This window comes from Oxalobacter vibrioformis, from assembly GCF_027118995.1.
In the GTDB taxonomy this organism is placed as follows: Bacteria; Pseudomonadota; Gammaproteobacteria; order Burkholderiales; family Burkholderiaceae_D; genus Oxalobacter; species Oxalobacter vibrioformis.
This window is the reverse complement of the sequence record NZ_CP098242.1, coordinates 581,924-606,665: the sequence shown is the minus strand read 5'-3', so window position 1 is coordinate 606,665 and position 24,742 is coordinate 581,924. Positions and strand designations below refer to the sequence as shown.

General features: G+C 51.0%; 28 protein-coding genes. 23 read left to right on the top strand and 5 right to left on the bottom strand.

The features are described 5' to 3' along the window. Positions 1-3 precede the first annotated feature (3 nt). The 3 genes from NB640_RS03040 to NB640_RS03030 all read right to left on the bottom strand — a co-directional run bounded on the left by NB640_RS03040 (position 4) and on the right by NB640_RS03030 (position 2,523). Complete coding sequence (locus tag NB640_RS03040; RefSeq protein ID WP_269309679.1) at positions 4-948, bottom strand: transporter; 945 nt, start codon at positions 946-948, stop codon at positions 4-6. Positions 949-1,041: 93 nt separating this feature from the next. Next, the gene (locus NB640_RS03035; protein WP_269309678.1) at positions 1,042-1,509 is read right to left on the bottom strand and encodes a lactate utilization protein; all 468 of its coding nucleotides are present in this window, start codon (positions 1,507-1,509) and stop codon (positions 1,042-1,044) included. A 36-nt stretch (positions 1,510-1,545) separates the two neighbouring features. After that, positions 1,546-2,523 (bottom strand): 2-dehydropantoate 2-reductase, encoded by a 978-nt coding sequence (locus NB640_RS03030; RefSeq protein ID WP_269309677.1) that lies wholly within the window; start codon positions 2,521-2,523, stop codon positions 1,546-1,548. A 113-nt stretch (positions 2,524-2,636) separates the two neighbouring features. Here NB640_RS03030 and NB640_RS03025 point away from each other — a divergent pair, with 113 nt between their 5' ends. After that, entirely contained in the window at positions 2,637-3,512 is an 876-nt protein-coding gene (locus tag NB640_RS03025) for a LysR family transcriptional regulator (RefSeq protein WP_269309676.1), read from the top strand. 55 nt (positions 3,513-3,567) lie between these two features. Next, positions 3,568-4,485 (top strand): 23S rRNA (adenine(2030)-N(6))-methyltransferase RlmJ, encoded by a 918-nt coding sequence (locus NB640_RS03020; protein WP_269309675.1) that lies wholly within the window; start codon positions 3,568-3,570, stop codon positions 4,483-4,485. Positions 4,486-4,510: 25 nt separating this feature from the next. On the opposite strand, the gene NB640_RS03015 is transcribed toward NB640_RS03020, so the two are convergent. Together NB640_RS03015 and NB640_RS03010 are read right to left on the bottom strand one after the other, a co-directional pair. Then, positions 4,511-5,263, bottom strand: coding sequence for an SAM-dependent methyltransferase (locus NB640_RS03015; protein WP_269309674.1), 753 nt, complete (start codon positions 5,261-5,263; stop codon positions 4,511-4,513). Beyond that, complete coding sequence (locus NB640_RS03010) at positions 5,260-5,883, bottom strand: Maf family nucleotide pyrophosphatase (protein WP_269309673.1); 624 nt, start codon at positions 5,881-5,883, stop codon at positions 5,260-5,262. The genes NB640_RS03015 and NB640_RS03010 overlap by 4 nt, the downstream gene beginning before the upstream one ends. 92 nt (positions 5,884-5,975) lie before the next feature. Between NB640_RS03010 and NB640_RS03005 the strand changes: the two genes are divergently transcribed. The 21 genes from NB640_RS03005 to hflX all read left to right on the top strand — a co-directional run bounded on the left by NB640_RS03005 (position 5,976) and on the right by hflX (position 24,665). Beyond that, complete coding sequence (locus NB640_RS03005; RefSeq protein ID WP_269309672.1) at positions 5,976-6,488, top strand: YceD family protein; 513 nt, start codon at positions 5,976-5,978, stop codon at positions 6,486-6,488. 90 nt (positions 6,489-6,578) lie between these two features. Beyond that, positions 6,579-6,761 carry a 50S ribosomal protein L32 gene (gene rpmF, locus NB640_RS03000; protein ID WP_269309671.1) on the top strand — a complete coding sequence of 61 codons (183 nt, stop codon included), beginning with the start codon at positions 6,579-6,581 and terminating at the stop codon, positions 6,759-6,761. Positions 6,762-6,862: 101 nt separating this feature from the next. After that, entirely contained in the window at positions 6,863-7,978 is a 1,116-nt protein-coding gene (gene plsX / locus NB640_RS02995) for a phosphate acyltransferase PlsX (protein ID WP_269309670.1), read from the top strand. Further along, the gene (locus NB640_RS02990; RefSeq protein WP_269309669.1) at positions 7,975-8,961 is read left to right on the top strand and encodes a beta-ketoacyl-ACP synthase III; all 987 of its coding nucleotides are present in this window, start codon (positions 7,975-7,977) and stop codon (positions 8,959-8,961) included. Before plsX ends, NB640_RS02990 begins: the two co-directional genes overlap by 4 nt. 45 nt (positions 8,962-9,006) lie before the next feature. After that, entirely contained in the window at positions 9,007-9,939 is a 933-nt protein-coding gene (fabD, locus tag NB640_RS02985) for an ACP S-malonyltransferase (RefSeq protein WP_269309668.1), read from the top strand. Beyond that, positions 9,936-10,691, top strand: coding sequence for a 3-oxoacyl-ACP reductase FabG (gene fabG, locus NB640_RS02980; protein ID WP_269309667.1), 756 nt, complete (start codon positions 9,936-9,938; stop codon positions 10,689-10,691). The genes fabD and fabG overlap by 4 nt, the downstream gene beginning before the upstream one ends. Positions 10,692-10,840: 149 nt before the next feature. Continuing rightward, positions 10,841-11,080: an acyl carrier protein gene (gene acpP, locus NB640_RS02975; RefSeq protein ID WP_269309666.1), complete on the top strand. Its 240-nt coding sequence runs from the start codon at positions 10,841-10,843 to the stop codon at positions 11,078-11,080. A 27-nt stretch (positions 11,081-11,107) separates the two neighbouring features. Beyond that, positions 11,108-12,355, top strand: a complete 1,248-nt coding sequence (gene fabF / locus NB640_RS02970) for a beta-ketoacyl-ACP synthase II (protein WP_269309665.1) — start codon at positions 11,108-11,110, stop codon at positions 12,353-12,355. Between the two features lie 83 nt (positions 12,356-12,438). Next, complete coding sequence (locus NB640_RS02965; protein WP_269309664.1) at positions 12,439-12,936, top strand: protein YgfX; 498 nt, start codon at positions 12,439-12,441, stop codon at positions 12,934-12,936. A gap of 80 nt (positions 12,937-13,016) precedes the next feature. Next, positions 13,017-13,619 (top strand): RNA polymerase sigma factor RpoE, encoded by a 603-nt coding sequence (rpoE, locus tag NB640_RS02960; RefSeq protein ID WP_269309663.1) that lies wholly within the window; start codon positions 13,017-13,019, stop codon positions 13,617-13,619. Between the two features lie 21 nt (positions 13,620-13,640). Then, the gene (locus NB640_RS02955; RefSeq protein WP_269309662.1) at positions 13,641-13,931 is read left to right on the top strand and encodes an RseA family anti-sigma factor; all 291 of its coding nucleotides are present in this window, start codon (positions 13,641-13,643) and stop codon (positions 13,929-13,931) included. Between the two features lie 415 nt (positions 13,932-14,346). Then, on the top strand, positions 14,347-14,772 hold the full coding sequence (gene ndk / locus NB640_RS02950) for a nucleoside-diphosphate kinase (protein WP_269309661.1): 426 nt from the start codon (positions 14,347-14,349) through the stop codon (positions 14,770-14,772). A 49-nt stretch (positions 14,773-14,821) separates the two neighbouring features. Beyond that, positions 14,822-15,967 (top strand): 23S rRNA (adenine(2503)-C(2))-methyltransferase RlmN, encoded by a 1,146-nt coding sequence (gene rlmN / locus NB640_RS02945; protein WP_269309660.1) that lies wholly within the window; start codon positions 14,822-14,824, stop codon positions 15,965-15,967. A gap of 127 nt (positions 15,968-16,094) precedes the next feature. After that, positions 16,095-17,264, top strand: coding sequence for a RodZ domain-containing protein (locus NB640_RS02940; RefSeq protein WP_269309659.1), 1,170 nt, complete (start codon positions 16,095-16,097; stop codon positions 17,262-17,264). A 6-nt stretch (positions 17,265-17,270) separates the two neighbouring features. After that, entirely contained in the window at positions 17,271-18,524 is a 1,254-nt protein-coding gene (ispG, locus tag NB640_RS02935) for a flavodoxin-dependent (E)-4-hydroxy-3-methylbut-2-enyl-diphosphate synthase (protein ID WP_269309658.1), read from the top strand. Positions 18,525-18,561: 37 nt separating this feature from the next. Further along, positions 18,562-19,950 (top strand): histidine--tRNA ligase, encoded by a 1,389-nt coding sequence (gene hisS / locus NB640_RS02930; RefSeq protein WP_269309657.1) that lies wholly within the window; start codon positions 18,562-18,564, stop codon positions 19,948-19,950. Positions 19,951-19,967: 17 nt separating this feature from the next. Continuing rightward, positions 19,968-20,612, top strand: coding sequence for a YfgM family protein (locus NB640_RS02925; RefSeq protein WP_269309656.1), 645 nt, complete (start codon positions 19,968-19,970; stop codon positions 20,610-20,612). Between the two features lie 8 nt (positions 20,613-20,620). Continuing rightward, positions 20,621-21,790, top strand: a complete 1,170-nt coding sequence (gene bamB, locus NB640_RS02920) for an outer membrane protein assembly factor BamB (RefSeq protein WP_269309655.1) — start codon at positions 20,621-20,623, stop codon at positions 21,788-21,790. A gap of 1 nt (position 21,791) precedes the next feature. Next, complete coding sequence (gene der, locus NB640_RS02915; protein ID WP_269309654.1) at positions 21,792-23,138, top strand: ribosome biogenesis GTPase Der; 1,347 nt, start codon at positions 21,792-21,794, stop codon at positions 23,136-23,138. A 134-nt stretch (positions 23,139-23,272) separates the two neighbouring features. Next, positions 23,273-23,512, top strand: a complete 240-nt coding sequence (gene hfq / locus NB640_RS02910; protein WP_269309653.1) for an RNA chaperone Hfq — start codon at positions 23,273-23,275, stop codon at positions 23,510-23,512. Further along, positions 23,496-24,665 carry a GTPase HflX gene (gene hflX / locus NB640_RS02905; RefSeq protein WP_269309652.1) on the top strand — a complete coding sequence of 390 codons (1,170 nt, stop codon included), beginning with the start codon at positions 23,496-23,498 and terminating at the stop codon, positions 24,663-24,665. Before hfq ends, hflX begins: the two co-directional genes overlap by 17 nt. The last annotated feature ends 77 nt before the right edge of the window (positions 24,666-24,742 follow it).

Sequence of the window (24,742 nt, the reverse complement as noted above, 5' to 3'; positions counted from 1 at the left end):
ACATCAGCCGGAAACCAGGTGCCGGGCTTCTTTGCTGTGTGCTTTCTTTTCTTCTGCTCTTCTTGCCATCCAGAGTTGCCAGGCATTGAAGAGATTCTGCGAGACAAGCTGGGCGCTGACGGCAATCGAAACTATTGGTGTCAGGTAGGTATCGGCCATCCAGACGCCTAAAATGGCGTTTTTCTGTCCCAATGCCTGTCCTGCTGTGATGCGTTCGTTATAAAACCGGCCCAGCTGTTTTCCGATAAAGAATTGAAGACCGGAAGCGCTCATGGCAATCAGGCCCAGCCAGATGGCGGTTATGCCGCCTGCCGGATCATGAACGAGTGAATTGACGGTTTTTGCGACCACAATCATCAGGGCGATCGACCACATATAAAACGCCCATTCCTGCAGGTTGCTCAGCTTTTCATTCAGCACCGGTGTAAAACGGCGGAGAAACATGGCAAGGATAAAAGGCAGGATCACAAGAGGAAATACTTTCTGCAGGATGGTAAAAAAGGTAGCCAAAAATCCGATATCGCCGTCGCCCGGATGAACCAGCGGGAAAAGAAGCGGGACCGCAACCGCGACGCCCAGATTGGAGAGAATCGAAAAACTGGTGAGGCTTGCCGCGCTGCCTCCCAGCTTTCGGGTAATAACGGCAGCAGCCGTTCCTGTTGGCGCAATGATGCAGACCATGGCGGCTTCAGCCAGAAGGATATTAAACGGGCTGATCAGGAAATAAGCCAGTATGCTCCCGCCAAGCTGAAGCGCCAGCAGCCAGAAATGCATGGCAGTAAAGCGTATTTCACTCAACGGAATGCGGCAAAAAGTCAGGAGCAACATCCCGAAAATAAACCAGGGCAGCAGAAAAGAAAAATAACCCAGAACAGGAAAGCCGGCGGTACCAATAACGATCGCCATCGGCAGGGTCCAGTTCTTTGCAGAATCGATAATGCTTTTCATGATAATTCTTCAGGAAGTGATGCTGTCACTAACAGCGGCTGGTTTTCCTCACTTCCCGAAATTCCTTTTTCCTTAAATGGATGTGATGGCTGACTACAGCCCCAGGTCCTGATCGACAAAAATGATTTCTGACTGCATGCCATAAGGCGCCCGGTCCATGGCATCTGTCAGCGTTGGCATGATCTTGTTTTTGCCCACCACGTAATAGCAGGATCGCGGACCAAAAGCGGTCATGGAAATCCGGTTGCCGGTGCCGTCGATGTTGACGATCTGTCCTGTTTCCGCCAGGGCATTCACACTGGTGATATAGACACTGGCCGTGTTTGCCATGCGCCTGATGTCATGGGATTCCACCTTGACCTTGTTGTGCCATACCACCGCATTTTTTTCCTGCAGGGCTTCAAACAGTCCCAGGTCACGCAATGTCACGCTTCCGCCAAAACCGATCGTCTGACGTTCCAGCGTCTTGACCAGATAATCCCTGGCTTCTTCTGCGGTAGGGAAAAACCGGGTGGAAAATCCGTGATTTTCAAAGTTGTGTCTGATTGTCGTATAGTCCATAGCACTGTCTCCTTGTGAGTGTGGTTTTACAGTCACTCACTCATAAAGTCCTTCTTTGCGTCCCAGCTCCTGCACCAGTATCAGCAGAACATCCACTGTCGGTGTGGGTACACCGGTAAGCCGCCCCAGTTCCTGCACTGCTGTGACCAGCGCGTCAATTTCGAGTGAACGATGGCGCTCGATATCCTGCAGCATGGACATTTTGTGTCCTACGGCAGTTCCGGCAACATCCAGACGGCGTATCATCATTTCCTCAGGGATATTAACGCCGAGTGAGCCAGTCACCGCCCGGGTTTCAGTCATGGCCTTGATACACAGTTCGCGAAGGGGCCCCTGGGTAATCCGGTCAAGCGTCGTATGTGTCAGGGCACTGATCGGATTGAAACAGACATTACCCCAGAGCTTTAACCAGACATTCCAGCGAATGGCATCCCGGATGGGGGCATCAAATCCGGCCTTTTTGAAAATATCAGCCAGTCTGGTTATCCGTTCGGATTGACTGCCATCAGGCTCGCCAATAATGAAACGGTTGAATTCATGGTGTTCAATCACCCCCGGAGCAATGACTTCTGTTGCCGGATCGACAACACAGCCAATTGCTCGTTGTGGACCGATATGTTTCCACTGCATGCCGCCCGGGTCGACGGATTCCAGATGGCGGCCTTCAAACTGGCTGCCTTCCTTGTAAAAATACCACCAGGGAATGCCGTTCATCGCGGTAACCATGGCTGTATCAGGTCCGAGCAGCGGCGCAAATTTTTTGGCATTTTCATGGGACTGGTGTGCCTTGAGCGCGCAGATCACATAATCCTGGGGACCAAAATCGGCCGGGTTATCGCTGGCAGGGATGTTGACATTTTTTTCTTTGCCATCGATCAGAAGCGTCAAACCGTTTTTCTGCATGGCCTTGAGATGTTCACCCCTGGCAATGGCACAGACATCTGCGCCGGCCTCTGCCAATTGCACTGCCATGTATCCGCCAATGGCACCTGCTCCATAAATACAGATTTTCATGATTTTCTCCCTGGTCAGTTTGTAAAGTTGAAATACCCTGATTGCAGTGTATCGATTTTCGATATATATTAAAAATACTTTTTTTATTTGTTATTTATACATTTTAAATATATATGGATTTAAAACAGCTCCGTTATTTCTGTGCCATTGCCGAAGAGGGAAATATCAGCCGGGCAGCGGAACGCCTCCATATTTCCCAGCCGCCTTTAAGTCTGCAGTTAAAACTCCTTGAGGAAGAGCTGGGTGTCAAACTGGTTGAGAGAAATACCCGGCATTTGAGACTCACGCAGATCGGACACACGTTTTATCATCGGGCGACACAGATTCTGGATCTGATCGGCACGACAGCCGAAGAAATCCGCAATATGGAACATGGCATTCATGGTGTGCTCTCACTTGGCGGTCTGCCTGCCATGGGCGGCCTTTATATTCCGGACCGCATCAAGATTTTCAGTGAAAAATATCCGCATGTGCGTTTTAACTGGCGGGGAGGAAACACCTACCGGATTCTGGAGCTTCTGGATGCGCATGTGATTGAATTCGGCATTGTCAGGCTGCCAATTCCTGCGGGTGCCTATGAATCCATTCCGCTTCTGACAGAGGCGTGGGTGGCTGTTGCCCATGCACAGGATGAAAAGTGGATGGATCAGGATGTGATTACCCTGAAGGAACTGTCGGAGGCGCCGCTGATTCTGATGCATCGCCAGGATGGGGCGCGCAGCCATGATATGGTGCTTGATGCCATGCGTCAGGCAGATTTGGCACCCAATATTTTCTGTGAAAGTGACCAGGTTTCCGCATTGCTTTCACTGGTGGACCGGCAACTGGGTATTGCCATCCTGCCCGAATCGGCGCTGTCCATCCGGCCGCCGGAGGATTTTCACCGCATGGCCATAGCGGATTGCAATCTGCAATCGTCTTCTGCCATTATCTGGCGTTCAGGAAAGCGATTGTCGGCCGCAGCAAGACTGTTTCTCGAACTTTTTTAATTCCTGCCGTATTCCGGGTTAAGATGACGGACAGTTATTTTTACAGGGATTCACCATGTTCAGTTACCGGCATGCCTTTCATGCAGGAAATCATGCAGATGTTCTCAAGCATGCCGTTTTGCTTGCGATTTTACAGTATGTCTGCCAGAAAGAGGCAGGGGTTTTTTATATTGATACCCACGCCGGTGCGGGCATGTATGCGCTTAACAGGGCAGAGGCGCAGAAAAACAGGGAGTTTGAGTCAGGTATTGGCAGATTATGGAGCCAAAATGATTTGCCGCCCCAATTGCAGGCGTACATGACGCTCATCCGGGAACTCAATCCTGATGGGGTTTTACGCCGTTATCCCGGATCTCCCTGTTTCGCTGAAAAAATATTGAGGAGCCAGGACAGGCTTCGTCTTTTTGAATTGCATTCGACAGAAAACCGGATTTTGTCCGAAAATGTTGCCCGGATGGCGGCCCATGCGGCTGCCAATGGCCAGAAGAGCAGTGGGCGCGGCAAGCGGGTCATGATTGAAAAGCGGGACGGGTTTGCTGCTTTAAAAGGCCTGTTGCCCCCGCCATCAAGACGAGCCGTTGTTCTGATTGATCCCCCTTATGAAGACAGGCAGGACTATCGCCATGTGACAGCCATGCTTGCTGATGCGGTCAAACGGTTTGCCGGGGGCATTTATATGGTGTGGTATCCCATTGTCCAGAGACCGGAGGCGCGCCGTTTCCCTGAGCAGTTGAAACGTCTGCCGGTAAAGGAGTGGCTTGAGGTGACACTGACTGTCAGCAAGCCTGCCGCAAATGGTTTCGGGCTGTATGGCAGCGGTCTGTTTATTATTAACCCGCCATGGAAACTGCGGGAAGATCTTGAAGAGATGATGCCGGGCCTCTTGTCTTTGCTGAAACAGGATGCTTCGGCTCATTATGATATGTCGACAGGCCAGGGCAAGCTGCCCGTAAAGAACCGCGATGATGATTGACCCTTCGGTTGTAGCCAGCCTGTAGTCAGGCTGCCAGTAAAAGAAAAATACTGGGTTTTTTCTGGATATCCGGCATGTTTTTCCCGGCAATTCTTTTTTTCCACTGGCTGGCTGAAAGCGTTTCAATGGATTCTGTCGGCAGGGTCAGATCGGTTGCAACACACACGCGGGTATCTCCCCTGCAATTGTCACACAGCGCTTCAAGCAGTGCCTGGTTGCGGTAAGGGGTTTCAATAAAAATCTGGGTTTGTCTATCCTGGCGGGATCGGTTTTCCATTGCCCGGATCTGTTTTGCCCGGTCTGTCGGATTGGTGGGAAGGTAGCCGTTGAAGGCAAAGCTTTGTCCATTAAGCCCGCTTCCCATCAGGGCCAGCAATATGGATGAAGGACCAACAAGCGGTTTGACCGGAATGCCTGCCCGGTGAGCCATTTCAACCAGGTCAGCACCCGGATCGGCAACCGCGGGAACACCTGCTTCGGAAATCAGGCCGCCATCCTCACCAGCAAGAATGGGCTCCAAAAGCGCTGGCAGTGATTCTTTTCCGGTGCGCACGTTGAGTTCGGCAATCCGGATCTGCTGGATTGGCCGGTTGAGTTCCCGCGTTTTGGCAACTTCTTTTAAATGGGCACGTGCTGATTTGGCGTTTTCTGCAATAAAGTAGGCAAGCCCGGCGGTGATTTCCTTGACCTGTGCGGGAATAATGTGCGCCAGTGTATCACCTTCTTTTTCAGATGCGCCAAGGGAGACAGGGATCAGATAAAGTGTGCCGGGTTTCATGCAGACGGATTTTCCGGAAAAAAAGTGATGCCGCAATGGCGCAGCATGCTTGTCAGTGCAATCAGCGGGAGTCCTGTCAGCGCGGTTGGATCCGTACTTTCAATTTTTTCAAGCAGGATGATTCCCAGTGCCTCGTTTCTGGCGCTGCCGGCACAATCATAGGGTTGTTCTTTTTGCAGATAGGCTTCAAATTCGGCTTCGGGTAAATCACGAAATGTCACGGCAGTCTGCACATTAGCGGTTTGTGCGGTTTTCTCCGGTTGCGGCTGTCGTCCATCCCAGACACAGAGCGCCGTGTGAAAAATAACACATCGTCCCCGCATGGTCATGAGCTGCTGCATGGCGTTGTCATGTGTGCCGGGTTTGCCGATTTGCCGGTTATCCAGTGTTGCGACCTGGTCTGATCCGATCACGATGGAACCCGGATGCTTTTTTCCGACAGCGGCTGCTTTTTCAAGAGCCAGTCTCAGTGCCGTTTCCTGGGGTAATTCTGATGGATGAGACGCCTCATCAATGTCCGGAACAACGACATCAAACGGCAGGCACAGGCGATCAAGCAACTCACGCCTATAGATGGAACCGGATGCCAGAATCAGGCGGGGAGAAGGGGTTGCAGGCATAAAAAATAAAAAAATAACAAAAAAGAGACTAATTCTTTGACTACAAAGGGATATAATTGCTATTATCGCAGGTTTTACACCCAATCTAATATATGGATGCTGTTCTTGATGATCCGGGCGAGTTCTGCCGAAAAAACCAGCAGCGTGAAGGCAGGGTAAAGGTTGCGGATCTGGAGCGTCTTTCGGTAGTTTGTGCCAGCAAATCCGGTGAGTTGCAATGGGCAGTGACAGGAAGAATAAGCCCGTCCGGCCATTCCCAGCTTGATTTGACGGTAAAAGGCCGTATTGATCTGATATGCCAGCGTTGTCTGGAGGCTTTTTCTTTTGATCTGGATTCCAGAGCTGCCATTATTCTGGCTGGCAGCGAGGAAGCCGCGGACGAAATTGAAGATGCGCTGGACGATGATGATCCGACGGAGGTTATCGTCGGGGGTGAAAAAATCGATATTCTGGTTCTGGTGGAAGATGAAGTGCTCCTGACAATACCATTGTCACCGCGGCATGATATCTGTCCGGATACCAGCCGCCTTGTTTTTGGGGAAAAACGGGAATCGCCCTTTGCGGTTCTCAAAAACCTGAAAACGGACGGGAATAAAAAGAACTGAAGAACATCAGCGGAAAACGGGAAGCCGAATTTCCGCAATATGGATACACGAATGTGTTAGAATTTCCGAAATTTTGAATCAGGAGTAATTATGGCAGTCCAGCAAAATAAAAAATCACCATCAAAACGTGGTATGCATCGTTCACACGATGCGCTCACGGCGCCCAATCTGTCGATTGAGCCGACATCCGGTGAAAAGCATCGTCGCCACCAGGTCAGCCCGAATGGCTATTATCGTGGCAAGAAGGTCATGAAGACCAAGAGTGATGAATAAGTAATTCAGACGCTTTCATGTATGGCGCAGCTGGTTTAACCTGTGCGCCATTTTATGTTGTACCAGACTGAAAATCGTTGGAGGGCGGACCGAAAATCCGTATGAGCGTGGCTCGGAGTGAACCAGATAGTATAAAAATTTCAATTGACTGTATGGGCGGTGATCACGGGATATCTGTGACCATTCCTGCCTGTATTGCTTTTCTCAAGCAGACTCCCGATGCGGAACTGGTGCTGGTCGGCATGCAGGATCAGATCGTTGACCAACTGAAAAGGCTTCGTGCAGAGAATCATCCGCGCATTTCCATCAAAAATGCAACCGAAGTGGTGACAATGGAGGACCCGCTGGAAATTGCCTTGCGCAAAAAGCGTGATTCTTCCATGCGGGTTGCCATTGAACAGGTCAAAAGCGGGGAGGCGCAGGCGTGCGTTTCTGCGGGTAATACCGGTGCGCTGATGGCGATTTCCCGTTATCTTTTGAGAACGCTGCCGGGTGTTGACCGACCGGCGATCTGCGCCATTTTGCCTAACCAGAAAGGCGGTCCGACGTATGCGCTGGATCTTGGTGCCAATGTGGATTGCGAAGCAGAGCATCTGCACCAGTTTGCCATTATGGGATCACTTCTGTTTTCTGCAGTTGAGGATGTGCCGAATCCACGGGTTGGCCTGCTTAATGTGGGAACAGAAGAAATCAAGGGAAACGAGGTTGTAAAAGAGGCTGGTGAATTGCTGAAAACAGAGGCCCGCAAAGGCTCACTGAATTATCTGGGTAACGTCGAGGGCAATGATTTATTCGAAGGTACCTGCGATGTCGTCGTTTGCGATGGTTTTGTGGGGAATGTGACGTTGAAATCAGTGGAAGGGCTGGGCCGGTTTTTCCGCAATGTCCTGGTTTCAGAACTCAAGAGCAGTCCGTTGAATATGCTGGGTGCCCTGCTGGCCAGAAAAGCCTTGAAGTCGATTCGCGAAAGGCTTAATCCGTCACGTTTTAATGGTGCGAGTCTTTTGGGCCTGAAGGGCCTTGTCTTTAAAAGTCACGGCAGTGCGGATGCTTTTGCCTTTGAATGGGCAATCAGACGCGCGTACGATGCCGTCAACAGCAATGTAATGTTACGTATATCAACCATGATGGCTGAATTTCTGCAGAAGTCGGAAAACGGAAATGATGCGGATGGTACTGCAGCGCAATCGGAAATACAGGAACAGAAATCAGCATGACAGTTTATGCAAAAATAATCGGTACCGGCAGCTATCTGCCTCCAAGGCGTGTTACAAATGAAGAGCTTGTCACCATGCTGGCCGCAACCGGTGTGGAAACGTCGGATGACTGGATTCGCTCACGCAGCGGTATTGCTGCCAGGCACTTTGCCGACAGCAACATGCAATCAAGTGATCTTGGTACGGAAGCGGCGAAAAAAGCGCTGGAAATGGCCAAGGTTGATCCCAATGAAATTGAGTTGATCATTCTTGCCACCGCAACGCCTGATTTTCTGGGCGGATTTCCCAATACCGCTTCAGTCGTACAGTCGAAACTGGGTATCATGAATGGCTGCGCCGCCATGGATGTCCAGGCGGTATGCAGCGGTTTTGTTTATGCGCTCAGTGTTGCTGACAGCTTTATCCGCTCTGGCACCTACAAGAAGGTTCTGGTTATTGGTGCCGAGGTGTATTCCCGTATCCTGGATTTCAAGGATCGTACCACCTGCGTTCTTTTTGGCGATGGCGCCGGTGCTGTTGTGCTGTCAGCGTCTGACGAGCCGGGTATCCTGGGCGCACGCCTGCATGCAGATGGCACCTATGGCGATATCCTGTGTATTCCTGGCAAACTGAATCATGGCGCGATTGAAGGGCAGGCTTTTCTGTACATGGATGGCACGGCCGTTTATAAACTGGCGGTGACGCTGATGGACCGGGTTGGCACGGAAGTGCTGGAAATGACAGGCACACCGACTTCAGAAGTGGACTGGCTGATTCCCCATCAGGCCAACATCCGCATCATGCAAAGTTCTGCGAAAAAAATGGGCATTACCTCAGACCATGTGGTTGAAACGGTTGACCAGCATGGCAATACCTCAGCTGCCTCTATTCCGCTTGCGCTGGATACGGCCGTTCGTGACGGACGTGTCAAGCCCGGCCAGAATGTGTTGATGGTTGCGCTGGGTGGCGGCCTGACCTGGGGTGCCGTCCTGGCAAGAATGTAGCCTGTTTTCTTTTTATTAACGTTAACCCGCACGTAGATATCAGACATGCCTAAATTTGCTTTTGTTTTTCCCGGCCAGGGGTCGCAAGCTGTAGGAATGCTAAACGGTTTTGCCGGCAATCCTGTTGTATCCGAAACGCTTGCTGAAGCATCTGATGCTATTCAGATGGATATTGCCAGATTGATTGCCGAAGGTCCGAAAGAAGATCTGGATCTGACGACCAATACCCAGCCTGTCATGTTGAGTGCCTCGGTGGCATTTTATCGTGCGTGGCTGGCCGCTGGCGGCGCCAAACCGGAAGTGGTGGCCGGTCATAGCCTGGGAGAATTTTCTGCACTGGTTGCTGCCGGTGTTATTCCTTTTGCCGATGCCGTTCGTCTGGTGCGCTTTCGTGCACAGGCCATGCAGGAGGCTGTTCCTGTCGGACAGGGCGGTATGGCAGCTATTTTAGGGCTTTCTGATGAGGATGTGATTGCAGCCTGCTCGGAAGCGGCACAGGGAGAAGTCGTTGAGCCGGCCAATTTCAATGCGCCGGCTCAACTGGTGATTGCCGGCCACAAGGGAGCACTGGAGCGCGCCTGTGAGGTGGCCAAGGCCAAAGGGGCCAAACGGGCGATCATGCTGCCGGTTTCCGCGCCATTTCACTCTTCTCTGTTGTCCCCGGCATCGGAACGCCTGAAAGAATATATGGCGTCACTGACCTTTTCCACCCCGGAAATTCCACTGATTAATAATGTGGATGTGGCTGTTCTGAATGATCCTGAAGCGATCAAGGATGCGCTGGTCAGGCAGGTGGCCAATTCGGTGCGCTGGGTTGAAACGATCAGGAAAATGGCATCCATGGGAATTACCCATGTGGTGGAATGCGGTCCTGGTAAGGTGCTGGCGGGTCTTTGCCGCCGTATCGATGGATCGGTTACCGGTGAAGCCATTGTTGATCAGGCATCTCTCGAAAACGTGCTGGAGACTTTACAATGACATCACAGGATTTGCAGGGCAAGGTTGCGCTTGTTACCGGCGCATCGCGCGGTATTGGTCATGCCATTGCGCTGGAATTGGCGCGCCAGGGCGCAACCGTGATTGGTACGGCGACATCTGAGTCCGGTGCGGTAGCGATTACTGACGCATTGAACCGGATTCGTCCGGATGCGGGTAAAGGAGTCGTTTTAGATGTGAGTGATGCCGGGCGCAGTCTCGCTGTGATTGAAGAGGTGCAAAAGGAATACGCAACCATCCATATTCTGGTGAATAACGCGGGTATTACGCAGGATAACCTTGCCATGCGCATGAAGGACGAGGAGTGGGACCAGGTTATCGAAGTGAATCTGAATGCGGTTGGCAGGCTGTCCCGGGCCGTATTGCGAGGCATGATGAAACAGCGCGAGGGCCGGATTATCAATGTCACGTCAGTTGTCGGATCAATGGGTAATGCCGGCCAGATAAATTATGCGGCGTCAAAAGCGGCTGTGGAGGGCATGAGCCGTGCGCTGGCCCGTGAAATCGGTAACCGCAACATTACCGTCAATTGTGTTGCCCCCGGATTCATTGATACTGACATGACAAAACAGTTGAGCGAAGAACAGATTGCCACGTTGCTTCGCCAGGTTCCGCTGGCCCGTTTCGGGACACCGGAAGATGTGGCTTATGCCACGGCTTTTCTTGCATCACCCCAGGCATCCTATATTACAGGCGCGGTATTGCATGTAAATGGCGGCATGTTTATGAATTGATCGCCAGAATGTGATTTTTTGAGCCGTTTTTTTACTATAATTAGCTTTCGACTTTGGAAACAAAAAACCAAAAATGGAATTTTCAAGCGCAAATCTGCTAAAATGCGCGCACTTTTCTTTACCAATAATTTTATAACTGGAGCCAACAAATGTCCGATATCGAACAACGTGTGAAAAAGATCGTCGCCGAGCAACTGGGTGTTGCTGAAGACGAAATCAAGCTGGAATCATCTTTCGTAGATGATCTGGGTGCTGATTCACTCGATACAGTTGAGCTTGTCATGGCCCTCGAAGATGAATTTGAAATCGAAATCCCCGATGAGCAAGCTGAAAAGATCACCACGGTGAAACAAGCCGTCGACTATGCTACTGCCAACATGCAGTCATAATCCCCGAATCAATTCAAGGAGAACAGTTTGAGCCGTACACGACAACGCCGGGTCGTTATTACCGGCCTGGGATGCATCTCGCCTGTAGGAAATAACGTTGCCGATATGTGGAGTGCGGTAACCGCTGGAAAATCCGGCATCGGACCGATTACCCGGTTTGATGCATCTGGTTTCAGCACCACGTTTGCCGGCGAGGTCAAAGATTTTCAACTGGAAGATTATATTCCGGCAAAAGAAGCCCGTCATATGGATACCTTTATCCACTATGGCATGGCCGCCGGTATTCAGGCTATTGAAGACAGCGGCCTGGTGGTGACAGAGGAAAATGCTCGCCGTATTGGTGTCAATATCGGTTCCGGCATTGGCGGGCTGCCCATGATTGAGCATACTCATGCAGAGTATATGAATCGTGGTCCCCGCAGAATCAGTCCGTTTTTTGTGCCTGCTTCCATCATCAATATGATTTCCGGTTCCCTTTCCATCCGTTACGGCATGAAAGGCCCGAACCTGTCGATTGTGACCGCCTGTTCCACCGGGCTGCACAGTATCGGGTTTGCCGGACGAATCATTGCGTATGGTGATGCTGATGTGATGATTGCCGGCGGTGCGGAATCGACGATTTCACCGCTGGGACTTGGTGGTTTCGCCTCAGCGCGTGCGCTTTCGAGCCGCAATGATGATCCGGCAACGGCTTCCCGCCCATGGGACAAGGATCGTGATGGTTTTGTTCTCGGCGAAGGCGGCGGTGTCATGGTGCTGGAGGAATATGAGCATGCCAAGGCCCGTGGCGCGAAGATTTATGCGGAACTGGTTGGTTTCGGCATGAGTGCGGATGCCAATCACATGACAGCGCCTCTGGAAGACGGCAGTGGCGCCAGCGACTGTATGCTCAATGCATTAAATGATGCCGGTATCAATCCGGATCAGGTCGATTATGTGAATGCCCATGGCACATCCACCCCGCTTGGCGATATTGCGGAGACCGTGGCTGTGAAGCGGACGCTGGGTGACCATGCCAAAAAGGTGGTGGTCAGTTCATCCAAATCGATGTTTGGCCATTTACTGGGTGGTGCTGGCGGGCTTGAAGCGGTTATTACCGTACTGGCCCTTCATAATCAGGTCATACCGCCAACTATCAATATCTTTAATCAGGATCCGGCGTGTGATCTGGATTATTGCGCCAATACGGCAAGAGACAGCAAGATCAATTATGCGCTGAAAAATTCTTTCGGCTTTGGTGGCACAAACGGATCACTGCTGTTCGGCAAGATCTGATTACACGATTTTATTATGCTAAAACCCCGTTCATTGCGAAGTGAATGGGGTTTTTTCATATATGGCTTTCTTTGAAGCGATAAATGATGTCAATTGCCGTATCTGTCCAGGTTCAGCCATCCCGTTTTTTTTCACTTCTGACTGTCGGAATGGCTGTGCTTTTGCTACTGACCGGCCTTCTGGTCATTTCGGGGTATGCGGGGTCATTTGGTTTTTGGGGCAGGATATCTGTTCTGGTCACCAGCCTGATTTCATCGCTTTTTTTTATTTTTTTGCATTTCCACTCCAAAAAAACCTTCCGGATTGATATATCCGGAAGCGGACAAATACGGTTACGCGAAGATACCCATAATGTATCCACGCAGATCTTCCATCAAAAGCAGGCTGCACCGGATGCAGAAGCGTTTTACCTGGTAAATGGTTCAACCATTTGGCCGACATTGCTTCTACTGCGTCTGGTGTCTGATTCAGCCCGGAAAAGTTTTTTGCTTGTTTTTCCTGATTCAGTCAACGCGGAACAATTCAAGGCGCTTTACATCGCATGCCAGTGGTTGACCGTTCACCAAAATGAAACGCAGTAAATAGATTTTTTGAACTAATTGCAATTCGGAAACTCTAATCATTGGTTTCCGGCAATTGCCTGGATACAGGGTATTTCATTTTGGCAACTGAGCGAGAAATTGACAGGGTGCTTGTCGAACGTGTGCAGCAGGGTGACAAGACGAGTTTCGACATACTGGTGTCGAAATACCAGCGGAAACTGTTCAGACTGGTGTTGCGCTTTGTTCATAATCAGTCTGAAGCGGAAGATGTTGTGCAGGAAACTTTTATAAAAGCTTATCGGGCGCTTCATCAGTTTCGTGGAGATGCGGCATTTTATACCTGGATTTACCGGATCGGAATCAATACCGCAAGGAATTTTCTGGATAACCGGGGAAGACGGGTGCCGACTTCTACGGATATGACGGCAGAGCAGATGGAATCTTTCAGTGAAGGAGAGAACCTTCGCGATATTAATACGCCGGAATCGGTTTTGGCCTCAAAGCAGATAGCCGAGACTGTCAATCTGGCAATGAATGAGTTGCCGGATGATCTGAGATCAGCGCTGATGCTGCGGGAAATCGAAGGGTTGAGTTATGAGGAAATTGCCATTGCTATGGCGTGTCCGATAGGAACGGTAAGAAGCCGTATATTCCGGGCAAGAGAAGCGGTTGCCGTACGGCTGCGTCCCTTGCTGGGAACGGATGTCGACAGGCGGTGGTAAATGCAGGGAGTATGGATAAAGATGGAAAAAAGTGCAGTAAAGGAACAATTATCAGCCATGCTGGATGGTGAACTTGAGGGCGAAGCGATAGATAGGGTTTTGCATGAATTCGCTGATAGGGATTTATATGAAACCGCCGGACTTTATTTACAGATCGGAGATGTCTTACGGCAGGGAGAGGCCTTCATGGCGCCTTCTTGTGATCTGGCTGTTTTAATCCGGGAATATCTGAAATCGGAAAGCTACCTTTCTGTTGATCTGGATGAAACAGAGGATATCCGGCAAAAGAAGAGGCTGATAATAGAGATTTGACTATCAGGCAGAAAAACATACCCCGGATGTCTGGACGTTAAAAAGCAATCGTCACAGAAGATGGTATTTTTTTATCGTGATGATCGTGCTTTTTTATTCCGTTGATCCTGGGCTCATCCCTCATTCATTTGCCTGCTGCAAAGCGGCTTTTTCCCGCCTGTCGTCGTTACCGTGCCAAAATTGAATTCGCCATATGCCCGATACGGCTTCGTCCACTATTGGGCCGTCGCCTTGACAGTCAGGAAAAATCAGTCTTTCGCCCACGACAATTTAATGAGGGCTGAGCCTGGCCTGATAAACAAAGAAGACAGGGTGGTATGGATAAAACAAGCCCGGATTTTGGTATTTTCCATGATAAAATATAAGGCTATCTAAAAAAGTAATCCGTCTTAATTTTTTCATTGGAGTTTGTCTCATGGCAATCGAACGCACCCTGTCGATTATTAAGCCCGATGCAGTGGCAAAAGATGTAATCGGCCAGATTTATTCCCGTTTTGAAAATGCGGGCCTCAAAATTATTGCAGCACGCATGGTCAAGCTGTCCCGCGCTGAAGCAGAAGGATTTTATGCCGAGCATCGTGAGCGCCCGTTCTTTAAGGATCTGGTCGATTTCATGATGTCAGGTCCTGTTATGGTTCAGGTGCTGGAAGGTGACAATGCCATCGCAAAAAACCGCGAACTGATGGGGGCGACCAATCCGAAAGAAGCAGACAAAGGCACCATTCGCGCTGATTTTGCCGACTCCATTGATGCCAATGCGGTACATGGTTCAGACAGTGCGACAGCGGCAACCAAGGAGATTGCGTTTTTCTTTCCGGAAACCCAGACCTACTCCCGTTAATGATGTGACCTGCCCATAAAAGCGGGCGGGCCTTCTCTTTTCTGTATTTATGACGACAGCCCGGACAAATCTGCTTGATCTGAATCCGGTTCAACTGGTGGAATATTGTTTGCGCCTGGATGAAAAGCCTTTCAGGGCCAGGCAGTTGCAACGCTGGATTCACCAGTCAGGTGTCAGTGATTTTGACCAGATGACCGATCTGGCCAAGTCGTTGCGTCACAAGCTGTCGCATTGTGCGCAGGTGGTTGCCCCTTCTGTTATTGCTGACCATACCTCAACGGATGGCACGCGAAAATGGCTGATGGATGTCGGGCAGGGAAATGCCATTGAAACGGTTTTTATTCCTGAAGGGAACCGCGGTACCCTGTGTGTTTCAACGCAGGCGGGCTGTACGGTGAATTGTGTATTCTGCTCAACCGGGAAACAGGGGTTCAGCCGTAATCTGACGACAGGTGAAATTATCGGCCAACTGTGGATGGCCGAATTTGCCTTGCGGATGATGAATGAAGGTGAGGACCGGCCGGTTCGGCAGATTTCCAATGTTGTCCTGATGGGAATGGGTGAACCGCTCTTTAATTTTGAGGCCAGTGTCAGTGCGTTAAAGCTGATGCTCGATGACAATGCCTATGGGTTGTCCCGTCGGCGGGTAACGGTATCTACCAGTGGCGTGGTGCCGATGATTGACAGGCTGGCAACGGAATGCCCGGTTGCGCTTGCGGTTTCTTTGCATGCTTCTAACGATACGCTTCGCAACAGGCTGGTTCCGCTGAACCGCAAGCATCCGTTATCGTCGCTGATGGCCGCCTGTCGTCGTTATCTTGATTACGCGCCAAGAGACTTCATCACGTTTGAATATTGCATGCTGGATGGCGTGAATGATTCTGATGAACACGCAAGGGAACTGGTGGAACTGGTGAAAAATGGTCCTTCTCCCGTCTCGTGCAAATTCAATCTCATTCCGTTTAATCCGTTTGAGGCCTCCGGTTTGCGCCGTTCAAAGGCCGGGCGGATACAGTCTTTTTCACAGATTCTGATGGATGCAGGAATCGTGACAACGGTGCGTAAAACACGGGGCGATGATATTGACGCTGCCTGTGGCTTGCTGGCCGGCGAGGTTCAGGACAGGACAGATATCAGGAAAAGAATCATGCAAATGCAGGTCTGTTATACCGAATCCGGGGATGAATTGCATTAATCGACATGATTTTCTGGAAAAATATGACGATTACGAATAATATTGAATGATTTGGAAACAAAAAGCCGCTTTTCATGGCGTTTATGTTGCACATTGACATGCAAGCAGCGCTCACGTGGAGTTTTGAATGAACATCGATGAAATGAAAGAAGAAGAAAAAGATGCTGCTGAATCTGGTGCGAACGTATCAGAAGAAAAAAACTCAAATGAGCCCCAGGTTACCTCCCCGGCGGATGCGCAGGGGTCTTTGAATATGGATGCAGAAGAAAAAACCTCCGCTGGGGAGGAAGCTGAAAAAGCTGCCGAACCCGTCAGCGAGCCGTTAAAGCCTGGTGCTCAGCTCGCGGTATTTCGTGTGGCTGCCGGTGTCGATCAGGAACAGGTTGCAGCCAGTCTGAAGATGACGGTACGGCAGGTTCGCGAGCTTGAAGCGGATAACTATGAAGCATTGCATGGCATTGCCATTTCAAGAGGGTTTATCCGTGCCTACGCAAAGATGCTGCAGGTTGATCCGGAACCGCTGGTTGCCATGTTTAAATCAGAAGAGCCTGCGAGCAAGCAACTGGATCAGATCCCCAGGCAGAATACTTCCGAACGCTTCATGCAGAGCAGCCAGTCTTTTGGAAAAAAACGGCGCTTTGGAAAAACCGGCTGGTTTATCCTGATTGTCATTGTGCTGGCTTTGGCTTATGCCGTGCACAGCATGAAATGGTTTTCTGGCGGTTTTTCACTGAAGAAGAAATCGGAGCCGGTTGCTGAGGTAAAAAAACAGGAGGCATCAAAATCTGTTTCGACCGTGATTGATACACCCAAAGTGGTGATCTCCGAACCGGAAAAAGCCCCCGCTTCTGCAGAAAATGCTGCTGGCAAGGATGAGAAAGTTCCGGAAGCAGATGCTGCAAAGAAAGAAGGAGACAAACCCGCAGCAGAAGCAGCGTCTGCGGATGCCGGTAAACAGAATGCAGATAAAGCGGATTCAGCATCACCGCAGCAGGACAAACAGGAAAAAGCCGCAGAGCCTCAACCGGAAAAGGCCGCTGAAGCGGCTCCTGCCGTACCGCAGAATTTCCTTGTTGTCCGTTTTAACGGCCCATCAAAAGTTCAGGTGTTAAAAGCAAATGGCGCTACCCTGCGTCAATTTGACGGGAAGGCAGGTGACGTGCAGAAGCTGGAAATCAATGAGCCGGTTACGGTTGTTGCAGAAAAGGCAGCCAATGTGCAGGTGGAATTCCGCGAACAGCCGCTGGTGCTGAAAACCGCCAGAAGAAGTGCTGAAGCCAGAGTGGAGTTGAAGTAATCCATCATGAAACGTGAAGAAAAGCCGATTTCGTCAGGATCGGCCCCCCGCAGGAAGACGCATGCGGTTGCGGTACCCGGTAACACGGGACCGGTTATCATCGGTGGAGATGCACCTGTTGTGGTGCAATCCATGACAAATACTGATACCTCTGATGTCGAACAAACTGTCTGCCAGGTAATGGAACTTGTTCAGGCCGGCTCTGAGCTTGTCCGTATGACAGTCAATACACCAGCGGCCGCCCAGGCGGTTCCGTTGATACGTCAGCGGCTTGATGATGCGGGTATCCATGTCCCCCTGATCGGGGATTTTCATTTTAATGGCCACGTTCTGCTGCAGGACTTTCCGGCGTGTGCCAGGGCGCTGGCAAAATACCGTATCAATCCCGGAAATGTTGGTATTGGAGAAAGCCGGGACAGCCAGTTTGCCACCATGATTGACATTGCCTGCCGGTATGAAAAGCCGGTGCGTATCGGAGTGAACTGGGGAAGCCTGGATCAGGCGCTGTTAAAACGTATCATGGATGAAAATGCGGGCCGCTCAGCGCCATGGCCTGCGCCAAGTGTCATGTATGAGGCATTGGTGACATCTGCAGTGGAGAGTGCTGCCCAGGCAGAGGCGCTGGGTATGCCCGCCGACAGGATTGTTCTGTCATGCAAGGTTTCCGGTGTGCAGGATTTGATTGCGGTTTACCGTGAGCTGTCGGTACGGTGTGATTATGCGCTTCATCTCGGTTTGACGGAGGCCGGTGTCGGCAGCAAGGGGATCGTGGCGTCCTCGGCGGCCCTGTCGGTATTGCTTGAGGAAGGAATCGGGGATACGATCCGGATTTCCATCACGCCGGATCCGGGGAGCTCCCGTGCCCGTGAAGTCGTGGTTGCGCAGGAGTTGTTGCAGAGCATGGGGCTGCGCAATTTTGTTCCGATGGTGACGTCATGTCCGGGGTGTGGAAGAACATCATCGACGCTCTTTCAGGAGCTTGCCAGCAATACCCAGCATTATCTGCGCGAACAGATGACGGTATGGAAAAACCGGTATCCGGGCGTGGAAAGTATGAATGTGGCGGTGATGGGATGTATTGTGAATGGCCCCGGAGAATCACAGCATGCCAATATCGGCATCAGTCTGCCGGGAAATGGCGAAACTCCCATGGCGATGGTATTTGAAGATGGTAAAAGAAAAACCATGCTGCGGGGTGATAATCTCGACGAGCAGTTTCAGGCATTGATTCTGAAATATGTTCAGTCGCATTATGGCTAACATAAGACTGCAAAGCAGGAAATGAGTGGCATCCATTATGTCTGAAAACAAAAAAACAAATAAAAACAGAAAGATACCCGGCATCAAGGGGATGAACGATATTCTCCCGGAGGATGCACCGGTATGGGAACTTCTGGAAAACACGGCAGAATCCGTGCTGAAAAGCTATGGTTATCAGCGCATTCGCACACCGATTGTCGAGGAAACGGCGCTTTTTGCCCGTGGTCTGGGCGCGGTGACTGATATTGTGGAAAAGGAGATGTACTCTTTTGAGGATGCGTTAAATGGTGACAATCTGACGTTGCGTCCGGAAAGCACGGCCGGTGTGGTTCGTGCGGTTGTGGAGCACAATCTCACCTATAACGGGCCAAAACGGTTATGGTATTGTGGCCCGATGTTCCGTCATGAGCGCCCCCAGCGTGGACGCTACCGGCAGTTTCACCAGATTGGCGCAGAGGCGCTTGGATTTGGCGGCCCGGATATTGATGCCGAACTGATCCTGCTGTGCCAGCGGTTGTGGGATGATCTTGGGCTGGAAAACATTCGCCTGGAGATTAATTCCATTGGCAATGCCGAGGAAAGAAACCGTCACAGGGCGGACCTGATTGCTTATTTTGAAAAACACAGCGATATCCTGGATGAGGATGCCCAAAGGCGTCTGTATTCCAATCCGTTGCGTATTTTAGATACCAAAAACCCGGCCATGCAGGAAATGGTCAATGCGGCACCGAAACTGCTTGATTATCTGGATCAGGAATCCCTGCAGCATTTTGAAGGGTTGCAGAAGATCCTGCAGCATAACAATATCCCGTTTACCATCAATCCGCGCCTGGTTCGCGGCATGGATTATTACAACCGTACCGTGTTTGAGTGGATCAGTGAGGAGCTGGGTTCGCAGGGTACGATATGCGGTGGCGGCAGGTATGATCCGCTGTTTGAAATGTTTGGCGGCCGTCCGACACCTTCCTGTGGTTTTGCCCTGGGTGTCGAGCGGCTGATTGATCTGATGAAAACACAGGGAAGCGCCAATTTTGCGGAAAACGTGGATGTCTATATCGTTCACCAGGGTGAAGATGCCCTGCTTGAGGCATTTGCTCTGGCAGAAGCCTTGCGTGGCACGGGACTTGATGTAATACTGCATTGCTCACCTGCAGCGGCAGGCAGTAGTTTCAAGGCGCAGATGAAACGTGCTGATGACAGCGGCGCACCCTTTGCCATCCTGCTTGGAGAAGATGAGTTACAAGGGGGAAATGCCAGCGTCAAGGCACTGCGCTCCCCTGATATGGAAAACAACCAGCGCCTGGTTCCTCTGGCAAAGGTTGCAGATTATCTGGTTGACCAGATAATCGGGGAAACGGAACATGAGGAAACCTGCGCGTGTGGTTGTGGCAGCTTAGGCGCTGCGCCAACTCATGGCATTCATTAAAAAAGACAGAAATTATCATGGCATACGATCTTGAAGAACAGGAACAATTAGCGGCTATCAAGGCCTGGTGGAAGCAATACGGCAATCTGGTGCTGTGGCTTGTCATCATTGCGTTGACTGCTTATACCGCCTGGACGCTCTGGGGCAATTATCAGCGCACACAGGCTGAGCAGGCATCACAACTGTATTACGAAATGCAAAACGCCGTTCAGTCGAATGATAATGAACGGGCGCAGCGCATTGCATCCGATATGCAGGAAAAATTCGGTTCGACCCCTTATGCTTCCATGACCAATCTGATTGCTGCGCGCATTGCACATGATTTCAAGGAAAATGACATGGCAAGGGCGCGCCTGAAATGGATTGTCGACAATGGCAAGGGCGATGGATACAAGGCCATCGCACGTATCAGGCTGGCAGGGATTTTGCTGGATGAGAAAAAATATGATGAGGCACAGGGGGTATTGAGCGCGAAATTTCCTGAAGCCTTTGCCAGTATTGCAGAAGACAGAAGAGGCGATGTGTATTATGCGCAGGACAAACTGGACGAAGCCAGAAAAGCTTATCAGGCTGCGTTGACAAAAGCTTCACCTGATGACCCGGGCAGGGCGCTTATTCAGCTCAAGCTGGACGATCTGGGTGGTGATGCTGCTGCAAAATGAGAGATTCAATGAGATTGACACGTGCCATTATCGCTGTTTTGACAGTAGGCCTGACGCTGCTGTTGTCAGGCTGTTCCTTTTCATGGATTGATTCCATCAATCCGTTTTCCAGGGGAACACCAAGAAATCTGCCGGCAGACCTGGTGGAGTTTGAACAGATCCGGTCAGTTACCGAATCCTGGTCACTCAATGTGGGTTCATCAGATAATTTCATTTTCACGCCGGTTGCAACGTATGACAGCATTTATGCTGCTTCTGCCAAAGGCACGATTGTGCGTGTTGATCCGCAAACGGGCAGTGAAGTCTGGCGGATTGATGCCGGTATTCCCCTGACAGCCGGTGTGGGTACGGATGGTCATACCATTGTTGTTGCCGGAAAAAACGGCGTGTTGCTGGCGTTTGATTCTGATGGCAAGGAAAAATGGAAGGCGCAGATGTCGAGTGAAGCGCTTTCGGCCCCGGCCGTTGGTGGTGATATGGTCGTTGTACGTACGCTGGATAATCATATTTCCGGGTTTGAGGCAGATTCCGGTGAACGAAAATGGATGGTGACACGGCGTGCGCCGCCCCTGATGTTGCGATCAGCCCCTGGTATTGCCATTGTTGGTCCTACCGCGATCGTTGCCTTGCCTGGCGGCCGGATGATTTCCCTGATGCTGGCCAATGGCGGCACGAACTGGGACGTGGTTGTCGGTGATCCGCGTGGAACAACCGATCTGGAGCGAATTGCGGATACCTCAGGCATGCCTGCCGTACTGGGCAGGCTGGTTTGCGCCGCCTCTTTTCAAGGCCGGGTAGCCTGCTATGATGTGGTCAGTGGTGGTGGTGTCTGGGCAAAAGAGCTTTCCAGTGATGTGGGGGTCAGCGTTGACGATGACTTTGTTTATGCCGCAGATGAGGCAGGTGCGGTGTATGCCTTTGTCAATCTCCGGGGACAAAGCGTCTGGCGCAATGAACGCCTGGCATACCGTGCGCTGTCAACGCCGGTTTCTTTTGAGAGGACGGTAGCGGTAGGTGATCTGCAGGGATATGTGCATTTTCTTTCAAAGGAAGATGGCGGATTCATCTCGCGCACCGCAACCGATGGCTCTGCCATCAAGGCAACCCCGCTGGTGGTTGGCGAGAAGCTGATTATCCAGACGACAGGCGGGCGTCTTTTGGCATTAATGATCAACTGACATGAAACCTGTTATTGCGCTTGTGGGACGGCCTAATGTGGGCAAGTCCACACTATTTAACCGACTGACCCGGTCCCGGGCAGCACTGGTGGCCGATTTTCCGGGGCTGACCAGGGATAGGCACTATGGGGAAGGCCGGATTGGAGAGCGTCCCTTCCTGGTGATTGATACTGGCGGGTTTGAGCCGGTTGCCAAGGACGGTATCCTTCAGGAAATGGCCCGGCAGACGAAGCAGGCTGTTGCCGAGGCGGATGTCGTTGTTTTTATGGTGGATGGCCGCCAGGGCATGACACCGCATGATAAGTCCATTACCGAATACCTTCGCAGATCCGGGCGCCCGGTCATTCTTGTGGTCAACAAGGCCGAGGGAATGAAATATACCGCAGTTACCGCCGATTTTTATGAGCTGGGGCTGGGTGAGCCCCTCGTTATTTCTTCTGCCCATGGGGATGGTGTGCACACCATGGTGGAAAGCGCGCTTGATGCGGTTTCTGCTGTTGAGGTGCCGCCAGAAGATGAGGAAACCGCAGATCGTCCGATTCGCCTTGCTATTGTTGGGCGCCCCAATGTGGGCAAGTCCACGCTGATTAACGCGCTCTTGGGAGAGGAAAGGGTTATTGCCTTTGATCTTCCCGGTACAACCCGGGATGCGATTGAGATTCCTTTTGAGCGTGACGGCAAGCATTATACGCTGATTGATACAGCCGGCCTGCGTCGTCGCGGGAAAGTGTTTCAGGCCATTGAAAAATTTTCTGTCGTCAAGACATTGCAGGCCATATCCGATGCCAATGTGGTCCTGCTTTTGCTGGATGCCCAGCAGGATATTTCAGATCAGGATGCGCATATTGCCGGTTTTATCCTGGAAAGCGGCAGGGCACTCGTTGTCGGGATCAACAAGTGGGACGGTTTGCCTGTTGATACCCGGAATCTGGTGAAAAGTGAGGCCGAGCGCAAGCTGCATTTTCTGTCTTTTGCCAAATTCCATTACATCTCGGCATTAAAGCAGACCGGTATTTCATCGCTCATGCGTTCCATCAATGCCGCTTATTCCGCGGCGATGGCCAATCTTTCCACCCCAAGGTTGACCCGTGTATTAAAAGATGCAACGGAACACCAGCAGCCACCACGGGCCAAGGGTGCGATTCGCCCGAAACTGCGTTACGCGCATCAGGGCGGAAAAAATCCGCCTATTATTGTGATTCACGGGAACGGGCTGGACCATATCAGCCAGGATTACCGCCGTTATCTGGAAAGACACTTCAGGGATGCGTTTTCACTGACCGGTACCCCATTGCAGATTGAGTTCAGAACCGGCAAGAATCCGTTTGATCCGGAAAAGGGAAAATGATCTGGTTCAGATCAGATGAAAAAGTCATAAATACGGTATAGTAAAGCTGTCTTTGATTAGATTTTTTATGCTCTACTTGAAAAAGACCGGTTTATCTCCAACTTCAAATAACAACTACTATTAATGGAGTCACTATGAGTACTGGCAAAGGACAAATGCTGCAGGATCCTTTCCTCAATATCCTGCGAAAGGAACATATTCCTGTTTCGATTTATCTGATCAACGGGATCAAGTTACAGGGACAGATTGAATCTTTTGACCAATATGTCGTATTGTTGCGTAACAGCGTAACGCAGATGGTATACAAGCATGCCATTTCAACGGTCGTGCCTTCCAGACCGGTCAACCTGCATTCTGATGCACAAAACGCCTGATATCCCGAAAAAAAAAGTGGCAGGACAGGGTGAAGTGTTATCTGCCCTTCTTGTCGGAGTGGATTTCGGGCAAAGTGATTTTGCTTCCAGTATGGAAGAGCTGGCGCTTTTAGCCAAATCAGCCGGTGCGCTCCCGGTTGCCACCATTACCACAAAGCGATCGAGTCCCGACGCAGCTCTTTTTATCGGCAGCGGAAAGGCGGATGAAGTACAGGCTGCGATTGAACAGTATGCGTGTGATCTGGTTATTTTCAATCACGCCCTGTCACCTGCGCAACAGCGAAATCTTGAGCGTAAACTGGAAACCGGGGTGGTTGACAGAACCAGCCTGATTCTGGATATTTTTGCACAGCGCGCCAAAAGCCATGAGGGCAAGGTACAGGTTGAGCTGGCGCAATTGCAGCATCTTTCCACCCGCCTTGTCAGGGGATGGACCCATCTTGAGCGGCAAAAGGGCGGTATTGGCCTGCGTGGACCCGGTGAAACCCAGCTGGAAACGGATCGCCGCCTGATTGGTGAACGTGTCAGAATGCTGCGTTCCCGTCTGGACAAGCTGCAAAGGCAACGAGAAACCCAGCGCCGCTCACGCAGCCGCAATCACATTTTTTCCTTTTCGCTCGTCGGGTATACCAATGCCGGTAAATCCACGCTTTTTAATGCCCTGACAAAAGCAGGAACCTATGTGGCGGATCAGTTGTTTGCCACGCTTGACACCACGTCACGCCGTGTTTATCTGGAAGAGGCGGGAAATGTCGTTGTGTCAGATACGGTGGGTTTTGTGCGGGAATTGCCCCACCAGCTTGTGGCGGCTTTCAAGGCCACGCTTGAAGAAACGATTCATGCGGATTTGCTGCTGCATGTGGTGGATGCTGCCAGCCCGACACGGCGCGACCAGATAGAGCAGGTCAATCTGGTGCTGAAAGAAATCGGTGCAGATGATGTTCCGCAACTGCTGGTATTGAACAAGATTGACCTGGCAGACTTAAATCCGGGCATGGAGCGGGATGAATATGGTAAAATTCAACGCGTTTTGGTCAGTGCGCATACCGGAGCAGGCATGGATCTGCTCAGGCACGCGGTGGCCGAATATGCTTTGGAAGCCAAAAGACAGCACATGCAGCCGGATACGGCTGATGCAGGGAGTGCTTCCTGAGAAAATATCATCAATTTGAGATCAGTAACGAACGAATGGCTCGGTTTTCATTAAACGGTTTACGCAGATTATTGCCC